We start from the raw sequence: 20,812 nt of genomic DNA, 5'->3' as shown, positions 1-20,812 counted from the left end.
AATACTAATATTTTGACCGCACTTCTTTTATTTTAGATCAGTGGTTTTAATGCCTCTACACAGCGTTCAACCACTTGCTCAAAACGACCAGAAATATCAACATGAATAACATCTGGTTCATCTTGGCCAGGTACTTCCAATGTCTCAAACTGACTTTTTAGCATATCGGTTTTCATATAATGCCCTTTACGCTGTTTCATTCGCTCAAGTACCAGTTCAAAAGTGCCTTCTAAAAATAAGAATTTTACGTTTCCATTCCCTTCACGAATGAGATCGCGATATTTTTTCTTTAATGCAGAACAAATAATGATCCCCACTTCACTTTTTCGCTCTAGACTAAATGCTGCATCACGAATACGCTCCAACCAAGGCGCGCGGTCTTCATCATTTAACGGATGCCCCTCTCTCATTTTGATGATATTCGCTCTAGGATGAAGATCATCACCATCAATTAATTTTATTCCTAAACGATGAGCTACCTCTGTTCCTACGGAGGTTTTCCCCGTACTTGATACGCCCATTAGAATAAAACTTTTTCCCATCTGTTCTTGTTTATGATTCATCATACACCTCTTCAAATTTTCATTTACCATACTCTAATTACAAACGAAATGTTACCAGTAACATTTTATTTTGTGATCAAGATCACAAAATAAATTCATCACCATAATTAACCGCACTTTTAAAGATAAAAATAATGTGAATGAGATCACAATTTTGAAAAGTAATCGTTTACCAAATGTTAAATCAAGCGTATGTTACGGGTAACAATTCAATTCGGAGAACAACCATGCTCATTGCAATTATGATCGTAGCAATCTTATTGCTACTTTTACTCATTATTAAATTCAAAGTTCATGCTTTTGTGGCATTAATTATTGTGAGTTTACTTACCGCACTCGCTGCTCAGATTCCGGTAGATAAAATCCTGCCAACCTTGCTAGGTGGATTTGGTAATACACTGGCAGCAGTTGCCTTATTGGTAGGTTTGGGTGCAATGATTGGTCGACTTCTTGAAATTACTGGCGGAGCCAAAGTGCTTGCAGATTCACTAATCAATAAATTTGGAGAGAAAAAAGCCCCCTTTGCATTAGGTGTTGCTGCACTACTTTTTGGCTTCCCTATTTTCTTTGATGCGGGGCTTGTCGTGATGTTACCTATCGTCTTTAGTGTCGCTAAACGTTTTGGTGGCTCCGTTTTACGTTATGCCTTTCCTGTTGCAGGCGCATTTGCTGTAATGCACGCTTTTTTACCTCCGCATCCTGGTCCAGTAGCTTCTGGTGATTTATTAGGTGTGAATATCGGTTTATTGGTGATTGTGGGCTTAATTTGTGCGATTCCAACATGGTATATCGGTACTTATTTATTTAGCCTATTCATCAGCAAGAAAGTTCATATTGATTTACCAAAAGCATTTTTAAATGCCACTGCAATCAGTGAAACATCTGTGCAAAATCCACCGAGCTTTGCCCGTGTAATAACAATATTATTACTGCCAATTCTGTTGATCTTATTAGACACTGGCTTAAATACATTAAGCGTGGCAAAAGTCATTGATGGATCACAAACCTGGGTTGAAGCACTTCGCTTAATTGGTAAAACACCTGTTGCACTGTTAATCACCTTAATCGTCGCAATTCTGTTACTAAAAGACCAACGTAGTTATGAACAAATTGAAAAAATTTGTGATAATGCCTTGGGCCCTATCTGTTCTATCGTGCTTGTTACGGGGGCAGGCGGAATGTTTGGTGGTGTATTACGTGCCAGTGGTATTGGCGATGTGCTATCTACGATGCTTTCCAATACAGGAATGCCGATCATTGTTGCCGCTTTCGTTATCGCTATGGTAATGCGTGTCGCACAAGGTTCAGCAACCGTTGCTTTAACCACAGCAGCTGCGCTGATTTCTCCTACCGTTGCTGCGGCAACTGACTTAAGCCAATTTGATCTTTGCTTTATTGTGATCGCTATTGCATCAGGGGCTACTGTGCTTTCTCACGTAAATGACTCAGGTTTCTGGCTAATCAGTCGTTTCTTAGAAATGGATACAAAAACGACTTTAAAAACATGGACATTACTCGAAACCTCAATCGGTGTCGTAGGTTTTATTATTGCATTAATTGGAAGTATCATTCTCTAGTCTCTAAATAAAACCTATTTTCTAAAAATTAATATCTTCCATCCTGAGCTTTACCATCGTAAAGCTCAGTCTTTAATAATCTGGTTGATTTTTCTTAGCCTCTATCCTTTCCTTTTAAATTTAATAACGTCATTCATCACCAAAGAAACACATTATTTTGCTCTGCATTCTCCATTACCTGATTAAATTACTCAATTTTAGGTAATTTTGGTAAAACATACCAGATATAATTGCTCAGGTATTCTACTTGGCGTAGAATCTAGGTTCTGATGATTATCTACGACATTTAATCATCAGGAAGTGATATTTTCTAATAATCTAGGAGTGATAAAATGGGACAGTATAAAAAGTTCTGGTACCTATTAGTCGCCGTATTGATTGGAGCCTTCTCCATTCTCGGTTACTATGGGTTCGAAGTTTATCGTGAAGCACCACCAATTCCGCAACAATATGTTTCTGAATCTGGCGAAAAAGTGATTACTCACGATGATATTTTACATGGTCAAACCGCTTGGCAAACCACTGGTGGTATGCAAGTCGGGTCAGTTTGGGGTCATGGTGCATACCAAGCGCCAGACTGGACGGCAGATTGGCTTCACCGTGAATTAACTAACTGGTTGGATATTACAGCGAATCAAGAATTTGGTAAAAACTTCGCTGATTTAAATGATGAACAACAAACCTTATTAAAAGCGCGTCTAACCAAAGAATATCGTGGTAGCAAAGTTGAAAACGGTACCGTTGTGCTTTCAAACACCCGTTTAGCGGCAATGGAAAAAACAGCACAATACTACATCTCTTTATACGGTGATGATCCTGCAACCAAAGTGACCCGTGAACACTTTGCAATGAAGGATAATACTCTTCCTGATTTACAAGCTCGTAAAGACTTAGCTAAATTCTTCTTCTGGACCGCATGGACTGCATCTGCTGAACGTCCAAATACTCATGCAAGTTATACCAATAACTGGCCACACGAGCCGTTAATTAATAACGTGCCAACTCCAGAAAACGTCATTTGGTCTATTGCGAGTGTGGTATTCCTCATTGCAGGTATTGGTTTCGTGGTATGGATTTGGTCATTCAAAAAACGTGAAGATGAAAAAGAACCACCTACACCTGAGTTCGATCCGCTCACAAAATTACAACTTACCCCTTCTCAACGTTCATTAGGTAAATACCTCTTCACTGTGCTTGCACTTTTCCTCTTGCAAGTCACATTAGGTGCCGTTGTCGCACACTACACGGTTGAAGGTCAAGAGTTCTATGGTATTGATATTTCTCAATACTTCCCATATTCATTAGTACGTACATGGCATATTCAAGCAGCCTTATTCTGGATTGCAATGGCATTCTTAGCTGGTGGTTTATTCCTTGCGCCAATCATTAATGGCGGAAAAGATCCGAAATTCCAAAAATTGGGTGTGGATGTTCTCTACTGGGCATTAGTGGTATTAGTCGTCGGTTCATTCACTGGTAGCTACTTAGCGATTGCGCATATTCTTCCAGAAGAATGGAGCTTCATGTTCGGTCACCAAGGCTATGAATTCATTGACTTAGGTCGTTTCTGGCAAGCAGTGAAATTCGCAGGTATCTTATTCTGGTTAGTCTTAATGCTTCGCGGTACAGTGAACGCATTTAAACAACCGGGTGATAAAAACTTATTGGCATTATTCTTCGCTTCCGTAATTGCGATCGGTTTATTCTATGGCCCTGCATTATTCTATGGCGAGCACACTCACATTTCTGTGATGGAATACTGGCGCTGGTGGGTAGTTCACCTATGGGTAGAAGGCTTCTTCGAAGTATTCTCTGTAGCGGCACTTTCATTCATCTTCGTAAGTTTAGGTTTAGTTTCACGTCGTACTGCGACTGTGGCAACCATTACTGAAGCGGCATTGTTCCTAATCGGTGGTATCCCAGGTACTTTCCACCACTTATACTTCGCAGGTGCAACAACTCCGATTATCGCAGTAGGTGCATCATTCTCTGCACTTGAAGTAGTTCCATTAGTGTTATTAGGTCATGAAGCTTGGGAACACTGGGCAATGAAACAAAAAGCACCTTGGATGGATCGCTTAAAATGGCCTCTTTACTGCTTCGTAGCTGTAGCATTCTGGAATATGCTAGGTGCTGGCGTATTTGGTTTCTTAATCAACCCACCAATTTCGCTTTACTATATCCAAGGCTTGAATACCACTGCCGTTCATGCTCACGCTGCATTATTCGGTGTATATGGTTTCTTAGCATTAGGCTTCGTCTTCTTAATTGCTCGTTACTTACGCCCAGATACACCATTTAACGATAAATTAATGAAATGGGGCTTCTGGTTGTTAAATGGCGGTTTAGTGTTAATGATCGTATCAAGCTTATTACCTATCGGTGTTATTCAAGGATATGCAAGTATCTCTGAAGGCTTATGGTATGCACGTAGTGAAGAATTTATGCAACAACCATTATTCGATACCTTACGTTGGGTTCGTTTAGGTGGTGACGTGGTATTCATCTTCGGTGCACTCGCCTTCTTCTGGCAAATCTTTACGATGATTTTCTTTAAACCGAAAAAAATAGCTTAACTAGGTTTATTATCATGCAAAAGCGGCTAAATAACTGGCCGCTTTTTATTTGTGAAAAATCCGTTAAATTTTCTGACCGCACTTTGATCTCCATCAAACTATTTACCTTCTTTTAAGTATGATTAAATTTGTCTTTAGATCTATACTCTCCATACCTTCAACTTTTTTTATAACATTTCAACATGAGTAATAATCCATTCAACGCGAGTTGGTCATCAAAGGGCAATACGCTATGTCTAGGTCATTGGGACATTACTTATCTTGGTTTACCTGTAGTACTGCCACTTGAACACCGTGATAAAGATATGGGAACAAATAATATTTATAATTTTATGGATCCCGAAGATGAGCTTTACCGAGAAGGCTTAATGGAAGATGATTGGATTGTGGAAAACATCGATTGGCTTTCTGATGTTTTTATCGAGCACAATATCCCTTTAGAAGAAGAAACCATACGAGCATTCTATAAAGCGGTGAATAAGGAAGATTGGCGCTGTGGGAGCTGTGGTGGATGTATTTAATAACAAAGTGCGGTCAATTTTATCATTGTTTTTATACCGAACTGTCATAATAAAAACACTAGGAAATTCAATATTTCTGATATAGAATTCTTCAATTTGTTTTTTAAAAGGGAGAAAAAAGATGAAACTCGTTGAAGTTAAACATCCGCTTGTTAAACATAAATTAGGCGTGATGCGCGAAGCTGATATTGATACCAAAAAATTCCGTGAGCTTGCAACTGAAGTGGGTAGCTTACTTACCTATGAAGCCACTGCCGATCTTGAAACAGAAAAAGTGATTATTGAAGGTTGGAATGGCCCAGTTGAAATCGAACGTATCAAAGGTAAAAAAGTTACTGTTGTACCAATTTTACGTGCTGGCCTAGGCATGATGGATGGTGTATTAGAACATGTGCCAAGTGCTCGTATCAGTGTGGTTGGGATTTATCGTAATGAAGAAACCCTTGAACCCGTTCCTTATTTCCAAAAACTCGCGAGCGATTTAGAAGAACGTTTAGCTATCGTTGTGGATCCAATGCTCGCAACCGGTGGTTCAATGATCTCCACAATTGATTTATTAAAAGCAAAAGGTTGCCAACACATCAAAGTATTAGTATTAGTCGCGGCGCCTGAAGGGATCAAAGCATTAGAAAAAGCACATCCAGATATCGAACTTTATTGCGCATCGATTGATGATCACTTAAATGAACAAGGCTACATCATCCCTGGCTTGGGTGATGCTGGCGATAAGATTTTTGGGACGAAATAATTCCCTTTTAATAAGACGGCATTTATAGCCGTCTTTTTTCCGTGCGTGAAAACACAAAAGCTAAAAAAGCATTAAAACCGACCGCACTTTCAGTTAATTCAAACCGAGAGTTGAAACTAAATGAGTAATCAAACTACAACCGCACCTGTTGAGGTGCAAAGCATGGGCAAACAAGCGTTTGTCGGTTTACAAATGTTATTTGTGGCCTTTGGCGCCTTAGTATTAGTTCCTTTAATCACTGGATTAAATTCTAATACAGCTCTTCTTACCGCGGGTATCGGTACACTACTTTTCCAACTTTGTACTGGTAAACAAATCCCTATTTTCTTGGCCTCCTCTTTTGCCTTTATTGCGCCTATTCAATATGGCGTACAAACTTGGGGCATCCCAACCACAATGGGTGGACTTGCTTGTGCAGGCTTAGTCTATTTCGCACTATCAACCTTAGTAAAATTACGCGGTAGTGCTGCACTTGAGCGCATCTTCCCGCCTGTTGTTGTTGGTCCCGTAATTATCATTATTGGTATGGGGCTTGCCCCCGTTGCTGTGGATATGGCATTAGGTAAAAACAGTGCATATAGCTATGAGCACTCTGTATTGGTTTCTATGATTACTTTAGTCACTACCCTTTCTGTTGCGGTATTTGCTAAAGGTATGATGAAACTGATTCCAATTATGTTTGGTATCGTTGCTGGCTATGTGGTTTGTCTATTCCTAGGCTTAATTAACTTCCAACCTGTTTTAGACGCAAAATGGTTTGAATTACCCCAATTAACTAAACCAGAATTTAATTTAGAAGCCATTCTTTATATGCTACCCATTGCTATCGCACCAGCCGTTGAACACGTTGGCGGTATTATGGCAATTAGTTCTGTAACAGGTAAAGATTTTCTTAAAAAACCTGGCTTACACCGCACCTTATTAGGCGATGGTGTCGCAACGGCTGCAGCGTCATTAGTAGGTGGTCCACCAAATACCACTTATGCTGAAGTAACAGGTGCTGTCATGCTAACTCGCAACTTTAATCCCAATATTATGACTTGGGCAGCGATATGGGCAATTGCAATTTCCTTCTGTGGTAAAGTAGGTGCATTCCTTTCTACTATCCCGACCATCGTAATGGGTGGCATTATGATGTTAGTATTCGGTTCAATTGCCGTTGTTGGGATGAGCACCTTAATTAAAGGTAAAGTGGATGTGACTGAACCTCGCAATCTTTGCATCATTTCTGTGGTAATGACTTTCGGGATCGGTAATATGTTTGTCAACGTCAGCGATGCTGTTTCCCTAAAAGGTATCAGCCTTTGTGCTATCGTTGCTATTGTACTGAACTTAATTTTGCCAAAAGCAAAAAATGAAGTAGAATAAAACTTCCCAAACAAAAGGGTTAAATGAAAATTTAGCCCTTTCTTTTTTATTTTAAATCAACTCGTTAATCCGTGAATCAGCAACTTTCTTTACCTATTCATCAAATTGATGATGAAACGCTTGAGAATTTTTATAGCGATAATAATGCATTATTGCTCAATTCTTTGCGTCAAAATATGACTGATTTACAGCAACAATTCTTCTACCTTTGGGGAAACCAAAGCGTCGGAAAAACTCATCTTCTACGCGCACTCTGTAATGAATATATTCAGCAACAACGTAGTGCGATTTATGTTCCATTGAGCAAATCACAATATTTCTCCACGGCTGTTTTTGAAAATTTAGAACAGCAAGAATTGATTTGCCTGGATGATTTGCAATCGGTTATTGGAAATTCAGAATGGGAAATAGCCTTATTTAATCTCTTTAATCGTATTAAAGCCAATGGCAAAACATTATTGGTTGTCAGTGCAGTTCAATCTCCAACTGCTCTCCCCGTTAAATTACCAGATCTTGCTTCTCGCTTAAAATGGGGAGAAAGTTATCAATTGATTCCACTCAGCGATGAACAAAAACTCGCTGTATTGAAACAAAATGCCCATCAGCGCGGTATTATGCTTTCAGATGATACTGCCAATTTTATATTTACTCGTCTAGATCGAGATATGGCGACATTAAAAGAGGCGTTAGTTCAACTCGATAAAGCCTCATTGCAAGCTAAACGAAACCTGACCATTCCTTTTGTGAAATCTATTTTAGGCTTATAAACAGATAAAAAAATAACCGCACTTTTTCAAGTGCGGTTAATTTTTTTAGTCATTTAATTACCAGCAGTGATGGCAATAACCAAATGCAGGCATAATCGCTACAGGATAGCGAGAATAGCCAGTTGATTTTGGACGATGATCGCTTGCATTCACTTCATTTGGAACACTATCTCTTTGTGCGACTCTCGCCTTTTCTCGAGCAGTAACAGTGTTACCACTTATTACTCGAGTATTATAATCCTGCACTGCGTTCATATCATACACTGCTGCTCCATTACCAATGCTAGAAGCTTCTTGAGGTGCGGTACAAGCTGTCAAAACAGCTAATGCCGCAATAGAGATTAATTTTTTCATAAATTTTACCTTTTATTACAAACCTCTTTATTAAGTGTTTCTCTGCCTTCTTTAATCCGCTCATTAGCTTTTTTTCTAACGTTTAGATCTTCATTTTTTTCAATGTATTTTGCAACATTGGCATTCTTTATTGCATAAACAGGAACATACTGTGAATTTTTCGTTTCACCTTTTTTATAAATTGTCGCTCCTAAAACGCTGCCATAATATTCACTTGCATCATTAGGCTTAATATAATAGCTGCTTGAGTTTGTTACATCTACGCCATCATCACTCTTAAACCCTCTACAAATCCCGGCTGGTGAAAGAAAAGTTGTTTTTGAAGAAGCACTCTCGTTAAATTTATATACTTCAAACTCAACACTATTGGCCAACTCTGCCATATCTTTTTCAGATGTAGGATCTAAACTTCTCTTCGCCTTTCCATCAATATATTTTACTGTCTCTGTTACGTTGCTCTCAGAAATATTCACAGCGACATGATTTTCAGGAGTTGTCATTTTGGTTGCATATACAACACTACTACCTTCGGCTAAAACAACTGATGATGCTAAAACACAAAAAGAGTAAATCCCAATTTTTTTCTTAATATGACTCATAATAATTTGATTTTCTACGTTAATAATTATTTTCGTATAATTCAATAGGTAAATAATCTGGGTCTCTGAAGAAAGTGTACTTCATTCCTGTTAATTCATCAACTCTAATTGGTTCACAATCAATACTATTTTCCAAAAGATAAGCGACATATTCATCAATATTTTCGACTTTAAATGCTAAATGTCGCAAACCACAAGCTTCGGGGTTGGTTACTCTTTGAGGCGGATTTGGGAAAGAAAATAGCTCTATTTGACTCCCATCAGGAAAACTTAAATCTAATTTATAACTATCTCGTTCTGCCCGATAAGTTTCATTTAGCTTTTTAGTCCCTAAAATATCTATATAAAAATGCTTCGAACGTGCATAGTTCGAAGCAATAATTGCAATATGGTGAAAACCTAATAATTGAGATTTCATTATTTCTCCGGTGTGACACTTTTTGCTTTTTCTTCTTCCTGTAAAGCAAGGGCATCACGTGCAGCACGAATGCTCTTCTCAAGCATTGGCACCCGAGGATCATCCGGCTCCAATAAACGTAACATCATTGCCCAGGTTACTGCTGCCATTTTATAATCCTCACCTTCAAAATAGCTGAAAGCCAGTAAACTTAAGGCTTCAGGATTAGAATGGTCTTGACGAATAATCTCACGTAAAAGCTGATTACCTTTCAGTTTATCCGTTTGATCTTCAGAAGACATTAACATACGTGCATAAGAAAGCTTATAATCTAAATTATCCGGCTCAAGTTTATTCGCTTGTTGGTAGCTATCAAAGGCTAATTTTCCATTACCTAAATTCATTCCTACCTGACCTAACAACCACCATTTTTTAGCATCCTTTGGAGTTTTTTGTAAATCCAAACGAAGAGCGGTCGAAAATTGCCGCATTTCTGCATCCGTCATTGGGTTTGTGTCTTCTTCTTTGATTCGTTCAAAGAAGTAAGGTAATTTTGCCAATGTTTTTTCCATCATATCCTCGGCTTTCCAAGATCCCAGAGGGAAATAAGCTCCCGATGCAATAATGGCCAAACCTAATAAACCAGAAACAAACCACAACTTACCGTAATTTTTGGCATTTTTATCGATGGCTTGTGTTTCTTGTTGAGGAATATCTTCCAATAATGTTTTCTGTAGCTCTTGTTTGAGTTGTTCAACATTCTCAACTAAACCTTGCTGATTATCTTGCTCAATCTCTTTTAAGCGAGAAAAATACAATGCTTTATTTAACTCATCACGTTTTTTATCTTCTTTCGCTTTAACAGAACACAGCAAGGGATAAAAACAAATCAATGCCACGACTAAAGTGAGCACAATAATACTTAATGCAAAATTCATTATTTATCCTTTTCTTTGAGTAAAGCCGATAAACGTGCATTCTCTTCATCATCTAAAATCGCGTCAGAATTGACCGCACTTGGGCTTTTTGATTTACGTTTAAATATAAATAAAATGCCAATCAACACTAACAAAATTGGGGCAATCCATAATACGATTGTTGACGTCGTCATTGGTGGATCATAGGTCACAAAATTGCCATAACGTTGAATCATATAATCAACGACTTCACTTCGTTTCTTGCCTTCTTGCAACAATTCAAATACTTTGCCACGCATATCTACAGCAATAGTTGCATTCGAATCTGCAATATTGTTATTTTGACATTGAGGACAACGAAGCTCTTGCGTTAATTGATGATAATCCTTTTCTTGCTCCGGTGAGGCAAAATTCAATGCATCAATAGAAGCTGTCGCAGAGAGGCTCATAAAAAGTGCGGTTAAAAAAATCCATGATTTTTTCATTATGGTTTCTCCGCGAGTTTGTCATAAATCGGTTTTAAAACCTCATTCCAAACGCGTTCATTCACATCACCCGCTAAGCGATAATGAATCACGCCTTTGCCATCTACAATGAATGTTTCCGGTGCGCCATAAACGCCTAAATCTAATGCAAAAGAACCTTTCTCATCTTTAAGCACAAGACTATAAGGATTGCCTAAATCTTTTAGCCATTTTACAGCTTTTGGTGATTCATCTTTATAGTCGATACCAATGATTGTTACGCCCTGTTTAGCCAATTGATTCAAGTATTGATGCTCTGCATAACAAGTTGGACACCAAGTCGCCCACACATTTAAGAGAACCGGTTTACCTTGTTGGAAAATTTCATTACCGTAGGTTTTATTTTCCAATAAATCCGTTAATATTTTCTGTGGCACAGGTTTCCCCACAAGAGCAGATTCTAACGCTTTGGGATCATCACCTTGTGCATTGCGTCCTAACTGAACTAAAAAAGCTGCAGCTACCGCAAGAAAAACAATAAGTGGGATAAGTAGTTTTTTATTCATAACACTATCAATTTCACATCTATTTCTAGGGGCAATGCGCCCCTTATTACAATTAAGACTGCTTAACTAATCGACTAAAACGATAACGACGGTCAAACATACAGAGCAAACCACCTAATGCCATAAACAATCCTCCAATCCAAATCCAACGGATAAAAGGTTTATAGTAAAGGCGTAGCGCCCATGAGTTATCATCTATCTTTTCGCCCAAAGCAACATACAGATCGCGAGTAAAGCCCCAATTAATTGCCGCTTCCGTCATTGGCATTTTGCTGACGGTATAAAAACGTTTTTCAGCAAATAATGTTGCTTCCGGCTTACCCTCTTTTGAAATGTCGATTCGTGCTTGACCGCCCATATAGTTAGGTCCATTTGCATCACTCACGCCAGCAAATTTAAAGTCATAATTAGCAATCTGCACTGTATCACCAACAGCCATTCGCACATCACGTTCCACACTGAAGTTTTGGCTAAAGGCTATTCCCCAAACTGTCATGGCTACACCAAGGTGAGCCAAAATCATCCCCCAATGGGAACGGGAAAGCTTGGTAATACCTTTAAAGAAAGATTCACGGTGTGTTGCACGTTGTTTCATTTCGTAGAGGCTCAGTAATACAATAATGACAGACATCATAGTACCAAGCACCGCACTAACAGTGAGTTTATTTTGTAGGAAATATGGTAAGGCAAAGCCTGCAATCGCCATCACAATCACACTCACTACAACCGGTGTACGAATTTCAGAGAACTGATCGCGACGCCATTTAACCAATGGCCCAATACCTAGTAATAAGGCAAATGGGGTCATAATAATCAGGAACATTTGATCAAAGAACGGCGCACCGATCGAAATAGAGCCCAAACCTAATTGTTTGTGAACTAATGGCAATAACGTCCCTAAGAACACCACACAAAGTGCGGTCATTAATAGGATGTTATTTAATAACAATAAGGTTTCGCGAGAATAACGTTCTGCATTATCACGCGAACGAATTTGGTTGCCTTTGTAAGCGTACAAGGTTAAAGAACCACCAATTACCACAACCAAATAAGCAAGAATATATAAACCACGTGTAGGATCTGAAGCAAAGGCATGTACTGACACTAAGATACCAGAACGAACTAAGAACGTACCCAGTAAGCAAAGTGAGAAAGCAAGGATTGCTAAAAGCACAGTCCAAGCTTTAAAAGAGCCACGTTTTTCAGTCACCGATAAAGAGTGGATTAATGCGGTTCCTGCAAGCCAAGGCATTAAAGAGGAGTTTTCTACAGGATCCCAGAACCACCAGCCACCCCAGCCTAGCTCATAATACGCCCACCAAGAACCGAGCACGATTCCGAGTGTTAAAAAGACCCAAGCTGCCATCGTCCAAGGGCGAGACCATCTTGCCCAAGCGGAGTCTAATTTCCCTGTCATTAATGAGGCAATCGCAAAGGCAAAAGCCACAGAAAAACCAACATATCCCATATAAAGCAATGGAGGATGGAAAATCAAGCCCACATCTTGCAACATCGGGTTGAGTTCTCTGCCATCTACTGGGAAATCAGGGAATGTACGGGTAAATGGATTTGAGGTAAATAAGACGAAGAGTAAAAAGCCGATGCTAATAATCCCCATAATACCTAACACACGAGCTACGGCTTCTTGTGGCAAGTGTTTGCTAAATAAGGCTACGGCTGCGCCCCAAAGTGTTAATAACCAAATCCAAAGTAATAATGAGCCCTCATGTGAACCCCACACCGCAGATAAACGATAATAAATCGGTAAACTGCTGTTAGAGTTATTTACCACATATTGCACACTGAAATCATTAACAGCAAATAGATAGAATAATGCCGCAAAAGCAATGGTTAAACTGAAAAATAAACCATAAGTCATTGGACGAGCCAATGACATTAATTGAGGGTGACCTTTTTCTGCGCCCCATAATGGGAAAATCGCTAAAAAGAATGAAACGGCAAGACTTAAAGCAAGCGCATAATTTCCTAGTTCAGCAATCATTATTGACCTTCTTGCGGTTTTTGCTGAGTTTCTTTATAACGACGATCAGCTTCACTTTCGCCTTTTAACTCTGCGCCCATTGGCTTATGTACTTTCTGCATTTTTTCGCCTAATTCAGGTGGTACATAATTTTCATCATGTTTAGCAAGTACTTCTGTCGCCTCTAATAAAGTAGGCTCTTTTAATACGCCTTGCGCGACGATACCTTGCCCTTCACGGAAAAGATCAGGAAGAATACCTTCATATTCTACACTGATAGATGGACCAATATCATTTAAGTCAAAGCGAACTTTTAAGCTTTTTGGATCACGTTTTACTGTGCCTTCCACAACCATGCCACCTACACGGATGCGTTGCCCTACTTCAGGTTTTTGATCTGCTTTGCCTTCTTTACCTTCAATGACTTCTGATGGCGTATAAAATAAATCAATATTTTGGCGAAGTGCATAAAGGACTAAACCTGTTGCAATCGAAATACCCAAAATCACAAAGATAATGATAGAGAGTCTTGATTTACGTCTTGGATTCATAGTGTATTTCCTTTATTTGCTTGGTTTAAACGAGCTTCACGTTGTTGCTCGCGTAACACTTCTTTTAACACCGCTTTACGTCCCTTGACGCTTTGTATCGCCAAAATGATCATTGCCACAAGGCTAATGCCGTAGGAAAGCCACACATAAAAACCGTAGCCTCCCATATTGATAAAATCACTCCAACTTTGGAAAAACATTTTCCGCTCCCTAAAATAAAAATGAAAAACTATTTTAGCTTACTTGCTAACTCTTTTACCCATGGGCGTTTGCTATCTTCTTTCAGCAATTCAACGCGATAACGCACGAGCGTAAACCAAATGGATAAAAATAAAAATCCAAAAATACATAAAATCAGTGGAATCAACATCGGCGTTGCAATAGACGGTTTTTCAAACTTCGTGATACTTGCCCCTTGATGTAAAGTATTCCACCACTCTACGGAAAAGTGAATAATTGGTAAATTCACTACGCCAACAATACACAAGATTCCCGCTGATTTTGAACCCACCGCACGATCAGAAAATGCAGAATAAAGGGCTAATACACCGATATATAAGAAGAAAAGAATGAGTTCTGCGGTTAAACGTGCATCCCACACCCACCAGGTTCCCCACATTGGTTTACCCCAAATTGCGCCAGTGACTAGCGCGATAAAGGTAAACATCGCACCAATTGGCGCCATGGCAACCATCGAAAGGTGTGCTGCTTTAATTTGCCAAACTAATGCAATAATCGCAGCAATCGCCATTGAGCCATACACGCCCATTGACCAAATCGCAGCTGGCACATGCACATACATAATTCGGAAACTATTGCCTTGCTGATAATCTGCCGGTGCATAAGCTAAGCCCCACACAATGCCAACAGCCAATAATAAAACCGCAATCGCACCAAAAAATGGGCTTAATTTGCCACATAAATGATATTGGGTTTCATGTTTTGCGTAAGGATGTAACCACTTCCACATAAAAGATCCTTAATTCCAAAAAATAAAAAACAGTTAAAAATCTGACCGCACTTTCACCGTAATGATGATTAATTATCTAAACTAATTCGTAGTGCTGCTGCAATAGCAAAAGGCGATAAAGTTATCGCGCCAGTCAAAATTGCACCTAAAATAGCAAGCTGTCCGCCATAAGGGAGATTTAATGCGGCGGCATCTAAAATTGCTGAGGCAAAAATTAAAACCGGAATGAATAATGGTACCACAAGTAAACTCAGCAATACGCCACCTTTACGCAATCCCACCGTCAATGCCACACCAATTGCGCCAATGCAGCTTAAAATTGGTGTTCCCACTAGCAAGGTGACCACCAGCGCCCACCAAATATTCACTTCCAACGAAAGTAATAAAGCCGCAATAGGTGAAAGTAAAATCAACGGCAAACCTGTTAATAACCAGTGCGCAACAACTTTTGCGAGTGCCGTTAGCGCTAAAGGTTGAGCCGTGAGCATCAATTGTTCTAAAGAGCCATCAATAAAATCATCTCGAAATAAGCGCTCAAAAGACAGCAACGCAGAAAGTAATGCCGCCACCCAAGCAACCCCAGGTGCAATTCGAGAAAGGAGTTTAGGATCCGGCCCAATCACCAATGGGAACAGCGTAATCACGATCAAAAAGAACCAAAGCGGGTTCAATATTTCCGCTTGTTTACGGGTCGCAATCTTCAGCTCACGCTTTATAATCTGTAAAAATATCATAAAAATCTAAGAGTTATATTTATAATCAGCAAGATTGATTTTTTTCAATAACGTACTTGGCACTTCTTGGTGACTCGTTAAAATGACCATTCCACCTTTTTTAGCATGATTTTCAAAAATCGCGGTCAAAACTTCAACCCCTTTTTTGTCTATTGCTGTAAAAGGTTCATCCAAAATCCAAAGTGGCGCTTCAGAGATCCATAATCTCGCCAAAGCAATTCGCTTTTGCTGACCTGCTGAAAGTTGGGCGGCCGGTAAATCTTCGCGGCCGAGTAAGCCCACTTTTTCCAGCACATCCCATAAAATATCGGTGCCTTGCTGGCTTTGACTAATCTGCTGATAAAATTTTAAATTTTCCCATGCCGTTAATTCAGGTTTAACACCAGAATGATGGCCGAGATAAAGTAGCTGATAATGGTATTCTTCGCGTTGTTTTGTAATCTCGTCTGAATTCCACCGCACTTTACCTTCTACAGGCTGTGCAAGGCCGGCTAAAATGCGCAATAAACTTGTTTTGCCGATACCATTGTGCCCTTCAATTTGCACGAAATCACCGCTTTGAAATTGCAGTGAAAGATCGGTGAACAACACACGATCGCCACGCTGGCACGCTAATTGTTCTAATTGAAGTTGATGAGCAGGAAACATAGCCTCAGCCTTAAAAATAAAATCTTGTGAAAAATCAGCGGGTATTCTACCACAAGGGGAAATTTTGACGAGATTTTAAGGGCTAAAAGGTATAACTATTTAGAAGTAGATTGGTGTGTTTATTGATTTAAAACAAATTAAGCTTTTCTAGTCTATTCATCGGATAATCAAATAATTAAAAGATTTACTGATCTAAATCAAATTTTCTGCTACTATTTAACTACTTTTTGATGTTTTTTATCAAAAACATTACCCTAACTTCATTTAAAAAAGGAACATATTATGTCTTATACTCTACCTGAATTAGGTTACGCTTATGATGCGTTAGAACCACATTTTGATGCACAAACAATGGAAATTCACCACACTAAACACCACCAAGCCTATGTAAACAATGCAAACGCGGTGTTAGAAACTTTACCTGCTGAATTTTCTGAAATGTGCTCAGGTCAATTAATCAGCCAATTAGACAAAATCCCAGCTGAAAAACGTACCGCATTACGTAACAACGCAGGTGGTCATGCAAACCACAGCTTATTCTGGAAATCATTGAAAAAAGGTACTACTCTACAAGGTGATTTAAAAGCTGCTATCGAACGTGATTTTGGTTCTGTAGAAAACTTCAAAGCTGAATTTGAAAAAGCAGCGGCAACTCGTTTCGGTTCTGGTTGGGCATGGTTAGTGATCAACCAAGGTAAATTATCTGTTGTTTCTACCGCAAACCAAGATTCTCCGTTAATGGGTAAAGAAATCGCAGGTTGTGAGGGTTTCCCTCTTTTAGGCTTAGATGTTTGGGAACACGCTTACTACTTGAAATTCCAAAACCGTCGTCCAGACTACATCAAAGAATTCTGGAACGTAGTAAACTGGGATTTTGTTGCAGAACGTTTTGCTAAAAAATTAGCAGATTGCGGATGTGCAGCGAAATAATAGCTTCTCAAAATATATAAAAAATCGCCTATTTTTAGGCGATTTTTTTATTGGTTAAATCCAACGTCTCACTTTTTTCTTATAAGCCAAATAAGACTCACCAAACTTCTTCTCTAGCCAGTATTCTTCAGGTTTAATTTGCCATTGTGTGATGAGATAAATAAATAGAAAAACACCTAAAAAACTAACCGCACTTTGTAAATAAAACGCCCATGCCACTAACAAGCCAACTAAGCTTAAATACATGGGATTACGGCTAAAACGATAAATACCATTTACCACAAATACTTTGCTTTTCTCTAAATGGATGGGATGAATATTGGCTTTATTTTTGTAGAATTGCCAAACACTGAAAAAACCAACAAAAGATGAAGCCAACGCAATCAGATAAGCTATCACGATATTGATTGTAACAGGGTAAGGATTAGGTAAATATGTCATGATAAGTGCACAGCCAATAAAAATGACGGGTGGTGGCACAATAGGTTTCTGAATCATAAGATCAAAAATCCAATAAAAAAGCCCGAGTAATTCGGGCTAATTAAAATATTACAGATTATTTAATTTCATCTGCGCCATTTGTTTTTCTAACGGGTTACCGCTTTTTTGTGCATTCTCAAAGCTTGCTTTAGCACCATTCACATCGCCTTTTGCGATTTGAATATCGCCCGCTAAAAGATCTTTACGCGCGCTAAAGCCCTGGCTTTTCACTTGATTTAGACTTGCTAATGCGGCATCAAATTGACCTTGTTGGAACTGCACAGCAGACAAACGAAGCGCTGCAAGAGAAGTTAAGATATCATCTTGTGATTGAGCAATTGCTTGTTTTAAGCTATTTTCAGCAGAGGCGTAATCTTGTTTTGCAACAAAACCTTTTGCTTCATCTAATAAGCTAAATACCGCATAGCTGGTTTTATCATGCGCTTTCACAAATTCAGCTACTTTAGCTTGTTGTGCTGCAGCATCTTTGTTTGCTGTATAAACTAACGCATCATATTCAGCAGACGCTTGCATAATTTGATTGGCTTGATAAGACTGCCAATAACGCCAGCCCAACATCCCGCCTACACCAAGAATAAAAGCGGCAATAATGGTTTTGCCATTGTCTTTCCACCATTCTTTTAACTGGTTCAGTTCTTGTTCTTCTTCAATGGTATATGCCATTTTCCTATCCTTCTAAAATTAAAATTGGGCTTTCACGTGTTCAATTAAATTGTCCACATCAATGGTTTGCTGCTCTGCTGCGCCAAGTAAGTGTTTTACCACAACTTGATTATTTTGCACTTCACTTTCGCCAAGCACAAGAGCCAGAGTCGCACCAGACTTATCTGCACGTCTAAATTGTTTTTTAAAGTTACCGCCGCTGCAATGCAACATTGTGCTTAAGTGCGGTAATTCTGAGCGAAGTTTTTCCGCGAGCTGGAATGCGGCTAATGTTATACCTTCACCTTGATAAACAACGTAAATATCTACCGCACTTTTTACCGGAATCGATTTATTCACTTCTTGAACGAGTAGCACTAAACGCTCTAAGCCCATTGCGAAACCGACACCACTTGTTGCGTGGCCACCAAGTTGTTCAACTAAGCCGTCATAGCGTCCACCACCACATACAGTACCTTGCGCACCTAATGCGGATGTCACCCATTCAAATACGGTTTTATTATAATAATCTAAACCACGAACCAATTTTGGATTAATTTCATATTGAATACCAACCGCATCTAATAAACCGCATAACTGCGCAAAATGCTCGCGGCTTTCATCATCTAAATAATCCAATAATTTTGGCGCACCGTCCAATACGTCTTGTAATGCTTGATTTTTAGTATCCAAAATACGTAATGGATTTTTTACAAGACGTTCTTTCTCTTCTTCGCTCATTAAATCTTGGTGATTTTCTAAGAAGGCCACTAATGCTGAACGATAGTTTGCACGTGCTTCTAATGAACCAATCGAATTTAATTGAAGTGAAACATGTTGATCAATACCTAAAGCTTTCCACAAACGTGCAGTTAAAATAATTAACTCTGCATCAATTTCAGGGGTTGCGATACCAAATACTTCGACACCTGCTTGGTGGAATTGACGGTAACGACCTTTTTGTGGACGTTCATGACGGAACATCGGTCCCATATACCATAAACGTTGTTCATTGTTGTAAATCCAACCGTGTTCAATCGCAGCACGCACGCATCCAGCCGTACCTTCTGGACGAAGTGTTAATTGCTCATCGTTATCCCAGAATGTATACATTTCTTTTGAGACAACATCTGTGACTTCACCGATTGCACGAGCAAATAATGGCGTACTTTCCACGATTGGCATACGCACTTCTGAATAGCCGTAGCTGCTTAAAATTTGGCGAACCTGTCCTTCAATCCATTGCCAAAGTGGAGATTCAGTTGGGGAACAGTCATTCATCCCACGAATTGCTTGAATATTTTTTGCCACGAGTTTTCCTTAAATAATTCGATTTTTTGGATCTTGTTGTGCAACTTTGGCACGAATTTTTGCTTCTAATTGGTCAATAATCGCGTCGTTATCAAAACGTTCTTTTTGACGCTCACCATCTAAATAATAGCCACTTTTCTTATTACCACCGGTCACGCCAAGATCAGACACTAATGCTTCACCCGGGCCATTTACCACACAACCGATAATAGATACATCCATTGGGGTAATAATATCTTCTAAACGTTGTTCCAGTGCATTCACCGTGCCGATCACATCAAACTCTTGACGAGAGCAAGTTGGACAAGCAATAAAGTTAATCCCGCGAGAACGAATACGTAACGATTTCAAAATATCAAAACCAACTTTGATTTCTTCTACAGGATCGGCGGCTAAAGAGACACGTAAGGTATCACCAATACCTTCCGCCAACAGCATACCTAAACCAATTGCAGATTTCACTGAGCCCGCACGCGCGCCACCTGCTTCCGTAATGCCTAAATGCAACGGCTGTTTAATGGCTTTTGCCAGTAAACGGTAAGATTCCACTGCAAGGAAAACATCCGATGCTTTTACGCTTACTTTGAATTGATCGAAGTTTAAACGATCCAAGATCTCAACATGACGTAACGCTGATTCTAACAAGGCTTCTGGTGTTGGTTCACCAAATTTCTCTTGAATATCTTTTTCTAATGAGCCAGCATTGACACCGATACGAATAGGGATATTTTTATCGCGTGCGCAATCAACTACTGCTCGAATACGATCTTCACGACCGATATTGCCTGGATTAATACGTAAGCAATCCACCCCATATTCAGCCACTTTTAATGCGATACGATAGTCAAAATGAATATCCGCCACTAATGGCACATTCACTTGCTGTTTAATGATTTTAAAGGCTTCGGCGGCATCCATAGTTGGTACAGAAACACGCACAATATCTGCGCCGACACGTTCCAATGATTTAATCTGAGCAACGGTCGCTTCAACATCAGTTGTGCGAGTATTTGTCATGGATTGTACGGCAATTGGTGCATCACCACCGATTGGTACATTGCCCACATAAATTTTTGTCGATTCACGACGCTTGATAGTAGGTTTTACTGCTGACATTCTTTCGTAAA

General features: G+C 39.3%; 24 protein-coding genes. 7 read left to right on the top strand and 17 right to left on the bottom strand.

Annotated elements, in window-relative coordinates:
• Nucleotides 1-32 precede the first annotated feature (32 nt).
• Nucleotides 33-563, bottom strand: a complete 531-nt coding sequence (locus DPV97_RS06630; protein WP_239660608.1) for a gluconokinase — start codon at nt 561-563, stop codon at nt 33-35.
• 227 nt (nt 564-790) lie between these two features.
• On the opposite strand from DPV97_RS06630, the gene DPV97_RS06625 reads away from it, so the two are divergent.
• From DPV97_RS06625 to hda, 6 genes are all read left to right on the top strand, one after another.
• Nucleotides 791-2,140, top strand: a complete 1,350-nt coding sequence (locus DPV97_RS06625) for a GntP family permease (protein ID WP_049374633.1) — start codon at nt 791-793, stop codon at nt 2,138-2,140.
• Nucleotides 2,141-2,472: 332 nt separating this feature from the next.
• Nucleotides 2,473-4,716: a nitric-oxide reductase large subunit gene (locus DPV97_RS06620; protein ID WP_070712737.1), complete on the top strand. Its 2,244-nt coding sequence runs from the start codon at nt 2,473-2,475 to the stop codon at nt 4,714-4,716.
• A gap of 182 nt (nt 4,717-4,898) precedes the next feature.
• Nucleotides 4,899-5,237 (top strand): PM0253 family protein, encoded by a 339-nt coding sequence (locus DPV97_RS06615; protein ID WP_070712739.1) that lies wholly within the window; start codon nt 4,899-4,901, stop codon nt 5,235-5,237.
• Between the two features lie 121 nt (nt 5,238-5,358).
• Entirely contained in the window at nt 5,359-5,985 is a 627-nt protein-coding gene (gene upp / locus DPV97_RS06610) for a uracil phosphoribosyltransferase (RefSeq protein WP_005695610.1), read from the top strand.
• A 120-nt stretch (nt 5,986-6,105) separates the two neighbouring features.
• Nucleotides 6,106-7,353, top strand: coding sequence for a nucleobase:cation symporter-2 family protein (locus DPV97_RS06605; RefSeq protein WP_070712740.1), 1,248 nt, complete (start codon nt 6,106-6,108; stop codon nt 7,351-7,353).
• 71 nt (nt 7,354-7,424) lie between these two features.
• The gene (gene hda, locus DPV97_RS06600) at nt 7,425-8,120 is read left to right on the top strand and encodes a DnaA regulatory inactivator Hda (RefSeq protein ID WP_070712742.1); all 696 of its coding nucleotides are present in this window, start codon (nt 7,425-7,427) and stop codon (nt 8,118-8,120) included.
• A 57-nt stretch (nt 8,121-8,177) separates the two neighbouring features.
• Here the strand turns inward: hda and DPV97_RS06595 are convergent, their stop codons facing one another.
• The 12 genes from DPV97_RS06595 to ccmA all read right to left on the bottom strand — a co-directional run bounded on the left by DPV97_RS06595 (nt 8,178) and on the right by ccmA (nt 16,301).
• Nucleotides 8,178-8,474, bottom strand: a complete 297-nt coding sequence (locus DPV97_RS06595) for a hypothetical protein (protein WP_070712744.1) — start codon at nt 8,472-8,474, stop codon at nt 8,178-8,180.
• A gap of 5 nt (nt 8,475-8,479) precedes the next feature.
• Nucleotides 8,480-9,073 (bottom strand): DUF8095 domain-containing protein, encoded by a 594-nt coding sequence (locus tag DPV97_RS06590; RefSeq protein ID WP_070712746.1) that lies wholly within the window; start codon nt 9,071-9,073, stop codon nt 8,480-8,482.
• 19 nt (nt 9,074-9,092) lie between these two features.
• Entirely contained in the window at nt 9,093-9,491 is a 399-nt protein-coding gene (gene gloA2, locus DPV97_RS06585) for an SMU1112c/YaeR family gloxylase I-like metalloprotein (RefSeq protein ID WP_070712747.1), read from the bottom strand.
• Nucleotides 9,491-10,408: a c-type cytochrome biogenesis protein CcmI gene (gene ccmI, locus DPV97_RS06580; RefSeq protein WP_070712749.1), complete on the bottom strand. Its 918-nt coding sequence runs from the start codon at nt 10,406-10,408 to the stop codon at nt 9,491-9,493. The genes gloA2 and ccmI overlap by 1 nt, the downstream gene beginning before the upstream one ends.
• Complete coding sequence (locus DPV97_RS06575) at nt 10,408-10,872, bottom strand: cytochrome c-type biogenesis protein (protein ID WP_070712750.1); 465 nt, start codon at nt 10,870-10,872, stop codon at nt 10,408-10,410. The genes ccmI and DPV97_RS06575 overlap by 1 nt, the downstream gene beginning before the upstream one ends.
• Nucleotides 10,872-11,417: a DsbE family thiol:disulfide interchange protein gene (locus DPV97_RS06570; protein WP_049363723.1), complete on the bottom strand. Its 546-nt coding sequence runs from the start codon at nt 11,415-11,417 to the stop codon at nt 10,872-10,874. Before DPV97_RS06570 ends, DPV97_RS06575 begins: the two co-directional genes overlap by 1 nt.
• A 52-nt stretch (nt 11,418-11,469) precedes the next feature.
• Entirely contained in the window at nt 11,470-13,419 is a 1,950-nt protein-coding gene (locus DPV97_RS06565; RefSeq protein WP_070712752.1) for a heme lyase CcmF/NrfE family subunit, read from the bottom strand.
• Entirely contained in the window at nt 13,419-13,949 is a 531-nt protein-coding gene (gene ccmE / locus DPV97_RS06560) for a cytochrome c maturation protein CcmE (RefSeq protein WP_070712753.1), read from the bottom strand. Before ccmE ends, DPV97_RS06565 begins: the two co-directional genes overlap by 1 nt.
• On the bottom strand, nt 13,946-14,149 hold the full coding sequence (gene ccmD / locus DPV97_RS06555) for a heme exporter protein CcmD (RefSeq protein WP_005699972.1): 204 nt from the start codon (nt 14,147-14,149) through the stop codon (nt 13,946-13,948). The genes ccmE and ccmD overlap by 4 nt, the downstream gene beginning before the upstream one ends.
• A gap of 29 nt (nt 14,150-14,178) precedes the next feature.
• Complete coding sequence (locus DPV97_RS06550) at nt 14,179-14,919, bottom strand: heme ABC transporter permease (protein ID WP_070712755.1); 741 nt, start codon at nt 14,917-14,919, stop codon at nt 14,179-14,181.
• Between the two features lie 68 nt (nt 14,920-14,987).
• The gene (ccmB, locus tag DPV97_RS06545) at nt 14,988-15,653 is read right to left on the bottom strand and encodes a heme exporter protein CcmB (protein WP_070712756.1); all 666 of its coding nucleotides are present in this window, start codon (nt 15,651-15,653) and stop codon (nt 14,988-14,990) included.
• A 6-nt stretch (nt 15,654-15,659) separates the two neighbouring features.
• A complete protein-coding gene (ccmA, locus tag DPV97_RS06540; RefSeq protein WP_070712758.1) occupies nt 15,660-16,301 on the bottom strand; it encodes a cytochrome c biogenesis heme-transporting ATPase CcmA in 642 nt (213 codons plus the stop codon).
• 282 nt (nt 16,302-16,583) lie between these two features.
• On the opposite strand from ccmA, the gene sodA reads away from it, so the two are divergent.
• On the top strand, nt 16,584-17,231 hold the full coding sequence (sodA, locus tag DPV97_RS06535) for a superoxide dismutase [Mn] (RefSeq protein ID WP_070712760.1): 648 nt from the start codon (nt 16,584-16,586) through the stop codon (nt 17,229-17,231).
• A 54-nt stretch (nt 17,232-17,285) separates the two neighbouring features.
• Here sodA and DPV97_RS06530 read toward each other — a convergent pair whose 3' ends face one another.
• Genes DPV97_RS06530 through ispG form a run of 4 tightly spaced genes read right to left on the bottom strand, consistent with a single transcriptional unit; the run spans nt 17,286 to nt 20,801 of the window.
• A complete protein-coding gene (locus tag DPV97_RS06530) occupies nt 17,286-17,729 on the bottom strand; it encodes a methyltransferase family protein (RefSeq protein ID WP_070712761.1) in 444 nt (147 codons plus the stop codon).
• Between the two features lie 51 nt (nt 17,730-17,780).
• Nucleotides 17,781-18,395: a YfgM family protein gene (locus DPV97_RS06525; RefSeq protein WP_070712762.1), complete on the bottom strand. Its 615-nt coding sequence runs from the start codon at nt 18,393-18,395 to the stop codon at nt 17,781-17,783.
• 18 nt (nt 18,396-18,413) lie between these two features.
• Nucleotides 18,414-19,685 (bottom strand): histidine--tRNA ligase, encoded by a 1,272-nt coding sequence (gene hisS / locus DPV97_RS06520; RefSeq protein ID WP_070712765.1) that lies wholly within the window; start codon nt 19,683-19,685, stop codon nt 18,414-18,416.
• A 9-nt stretch (nt 19,686-19,694) separates the two neighbouring features.
• On the bottom strand, nt 19,695-20,801 hold the full coding sequence (gene ispG / locus DPV97_RS06515; RefSeq protein WP_005695590.1) for a flavodoxin-dependent (E)-4-hydroxy-3-methylbut-2-enyl-diphosphate synthase: 1,107 nt from the start codon (nt 20,799-20,801) through the stop codon (nt 19,695-19,697).
• Nucleotides 20,802-20,812 lie beyond the last annotated feature (11 nt).

It is taken from the genome of Haemophilus parainfluenzae, from assembly GCF_003253005.1.
Lineage (GTDB): Bacteria > Pseudomonadota > Gammaproteobacteria > Enterobacterales > Pasteurellaceae > Haemophilus_D > Haemophilus_D parainfluenzae_M.
This window is presented reverse-complemented; position numbering and strand designations above follow the sequence as displayed.

What these genes read in the sequence shown, in the direction of transcription:
- DPV97_RS06630 (WP_239660608.1), bottom strand. Translation starts at nt 563, where the DNA reads ATGAATCATAAACAAGAACAGATGGGAAAAAGTTTTATTCTAATGGGC.
- ccmA (WP_070712758.1), bottom strand. Translation starts at nt 16,301, where the DNA reads ATGTTTCCTGCTCATCAACTTCAATTAGAACAATTAGCGTGCCAGCGT.
- DPV97_RS06550 (WP_070712755.1), bottom strand. Translation starts at nt 14,919, where the DNA reads ATGTGGAAGTGGTTACATCCTTACGCAAAACATGAAACCCAATATCAT.
- DPV97_RS06615 (WP_070712739.1), top strand. Translation starts at nt 4,899, where the DNA reads ATGAGTAATAATCCATTCAACGCGAGTTGGTCATCAAAGGGCAATACG.
- gloA2 (WP_070712747.1), bottom strand. Translation starts at nt 9,491, where the DNA reads ATGAAATCTCAATTATTAGGTTTTCACCATATTGCAATTATTGCTTCG.
- DPV97_RS06530 (WP_070712761.1), bottom strand. Translation starts at nt 17,729, where the DNA reads ATGATTCAGAAACCTATTGTGCCACCACCCGTCATTTTTATTGGCTGT.
- DPV97_RS06525 (WP_070712762.1), bottom strand. Translation starts at nt 18,395, where the DNA reads ATGGCATATACCATTGAAGAAGAACAAGAACTGAACCAGTTAAAAGAA.
- ccmI (WP_070712749.1), bottom strand. Translation starts at nt 10,408, where the DNA reads ATGAATTTTGCATTAAGTATTATTGTGCTCACTTTAGTCGTGGCATTG.
- sodA (WP_070712760.1), top strand. Translation starts at nt 16,584, where the DNA reads ATGTCTTATACTCTACCTGAATTAGGTTACGCTTATGATGCGTTAGAA.
- DPV97_RS06570 (WP_049363723.1), bottom strand. Translation starts at nt 11,417, where the DNA reads ATGAATAAAAAACTACTTATCCCACTTATTGTTTTTCTTGCGGTAGCT.
- DPV97_RS06565 (WP_070712752.1), bottom strand. Translation starts at nt 13,419, where the DNA reads ATGATTGCTGAACTAGGAAATTATGCGCTTGCTTTAAGTCTTGCCGTT.
- upp (WP_005695610.1), top strand. Translation starts at nt 5,359, where the DNA reads ATGAAACTCGTTGAAGTTAAACATCCGCTTGTTAAACATAAATTAGGC.
- ccmD (WP_005699972.1), bottom strand. Translation starts at nt 14,149, where the DNA reads ATGTTTTTCCAAAGTTGGAGTGATTTTATCAATATGGGAGGCTACGGT.
- DPV97_RS06620 (WP_070712737.1), top strand. Translation starts at nt 2,473, where the DNA reads ATGGGACAGTATAAAAAGTTCTGGTACCTATTAGTCGCCGTATTGATT.
- DPV97_RS06575 (WP_070712750.1), bottom strand. Translation starts at nt 10,872, where the DNA reads ATGAAAAAATCATGGATTTTTTTAACCGCACTTTTTATGAGCCTCTCT.
- ccmE (WP_070712753.1), bottom strand. Translation starts at nt 13,949, where the DNA reads ATGAATCCAAGACGTAAATCAAGACTCTCTATCATTATCTTTGTGATT.
- DPV97_RS06625 (WP_049374633.1), top strand. Translation starts at nt 791, where the DNA reads ATGCTCATTGCAATTATGATCGTAGCAATCTTATTGCTACTTTTACTC.
- ispG (WP_005695590.1), bottom strand. Translation starts at nt 20,801, where the DNA reads ATGTCAGCAGTAAAACCTACTATCAAGCGTCGTGAATCGACAAAAATT.
- DPV97_RS06590 (WP_070712746.1), bottom strand. Translation starts at nt 9,073, where the DNA reads ATGAGTCATATTAAGAAAAAAATTGGGATTTACTCTTTTTGTGTTTTA.
- DPV97_RS06595 (WP_070712744.1), bottom strand. Translation starts at nt 8,474, where the DNA reads ATGAAAAAATTAATCTCTATTGCGGCATTAGCTGTTTTGACAGCTTGT.
- DPV97_RS06605 (WP_070712740.1), top strand. Translation starts at nt 6,106, where the DNA reads ATGAGTAATCAAACTACAACCGCACCTGTTGAGGTGCAAAGCATGGGC.
- ccmB (WP_070712756.1), bottom strand. Translation starts at nt 15,653, where the DNA reads ATGATATTTTTACAGATTATAAAGCGTGAGCTGAAGATTGCGACCCGT.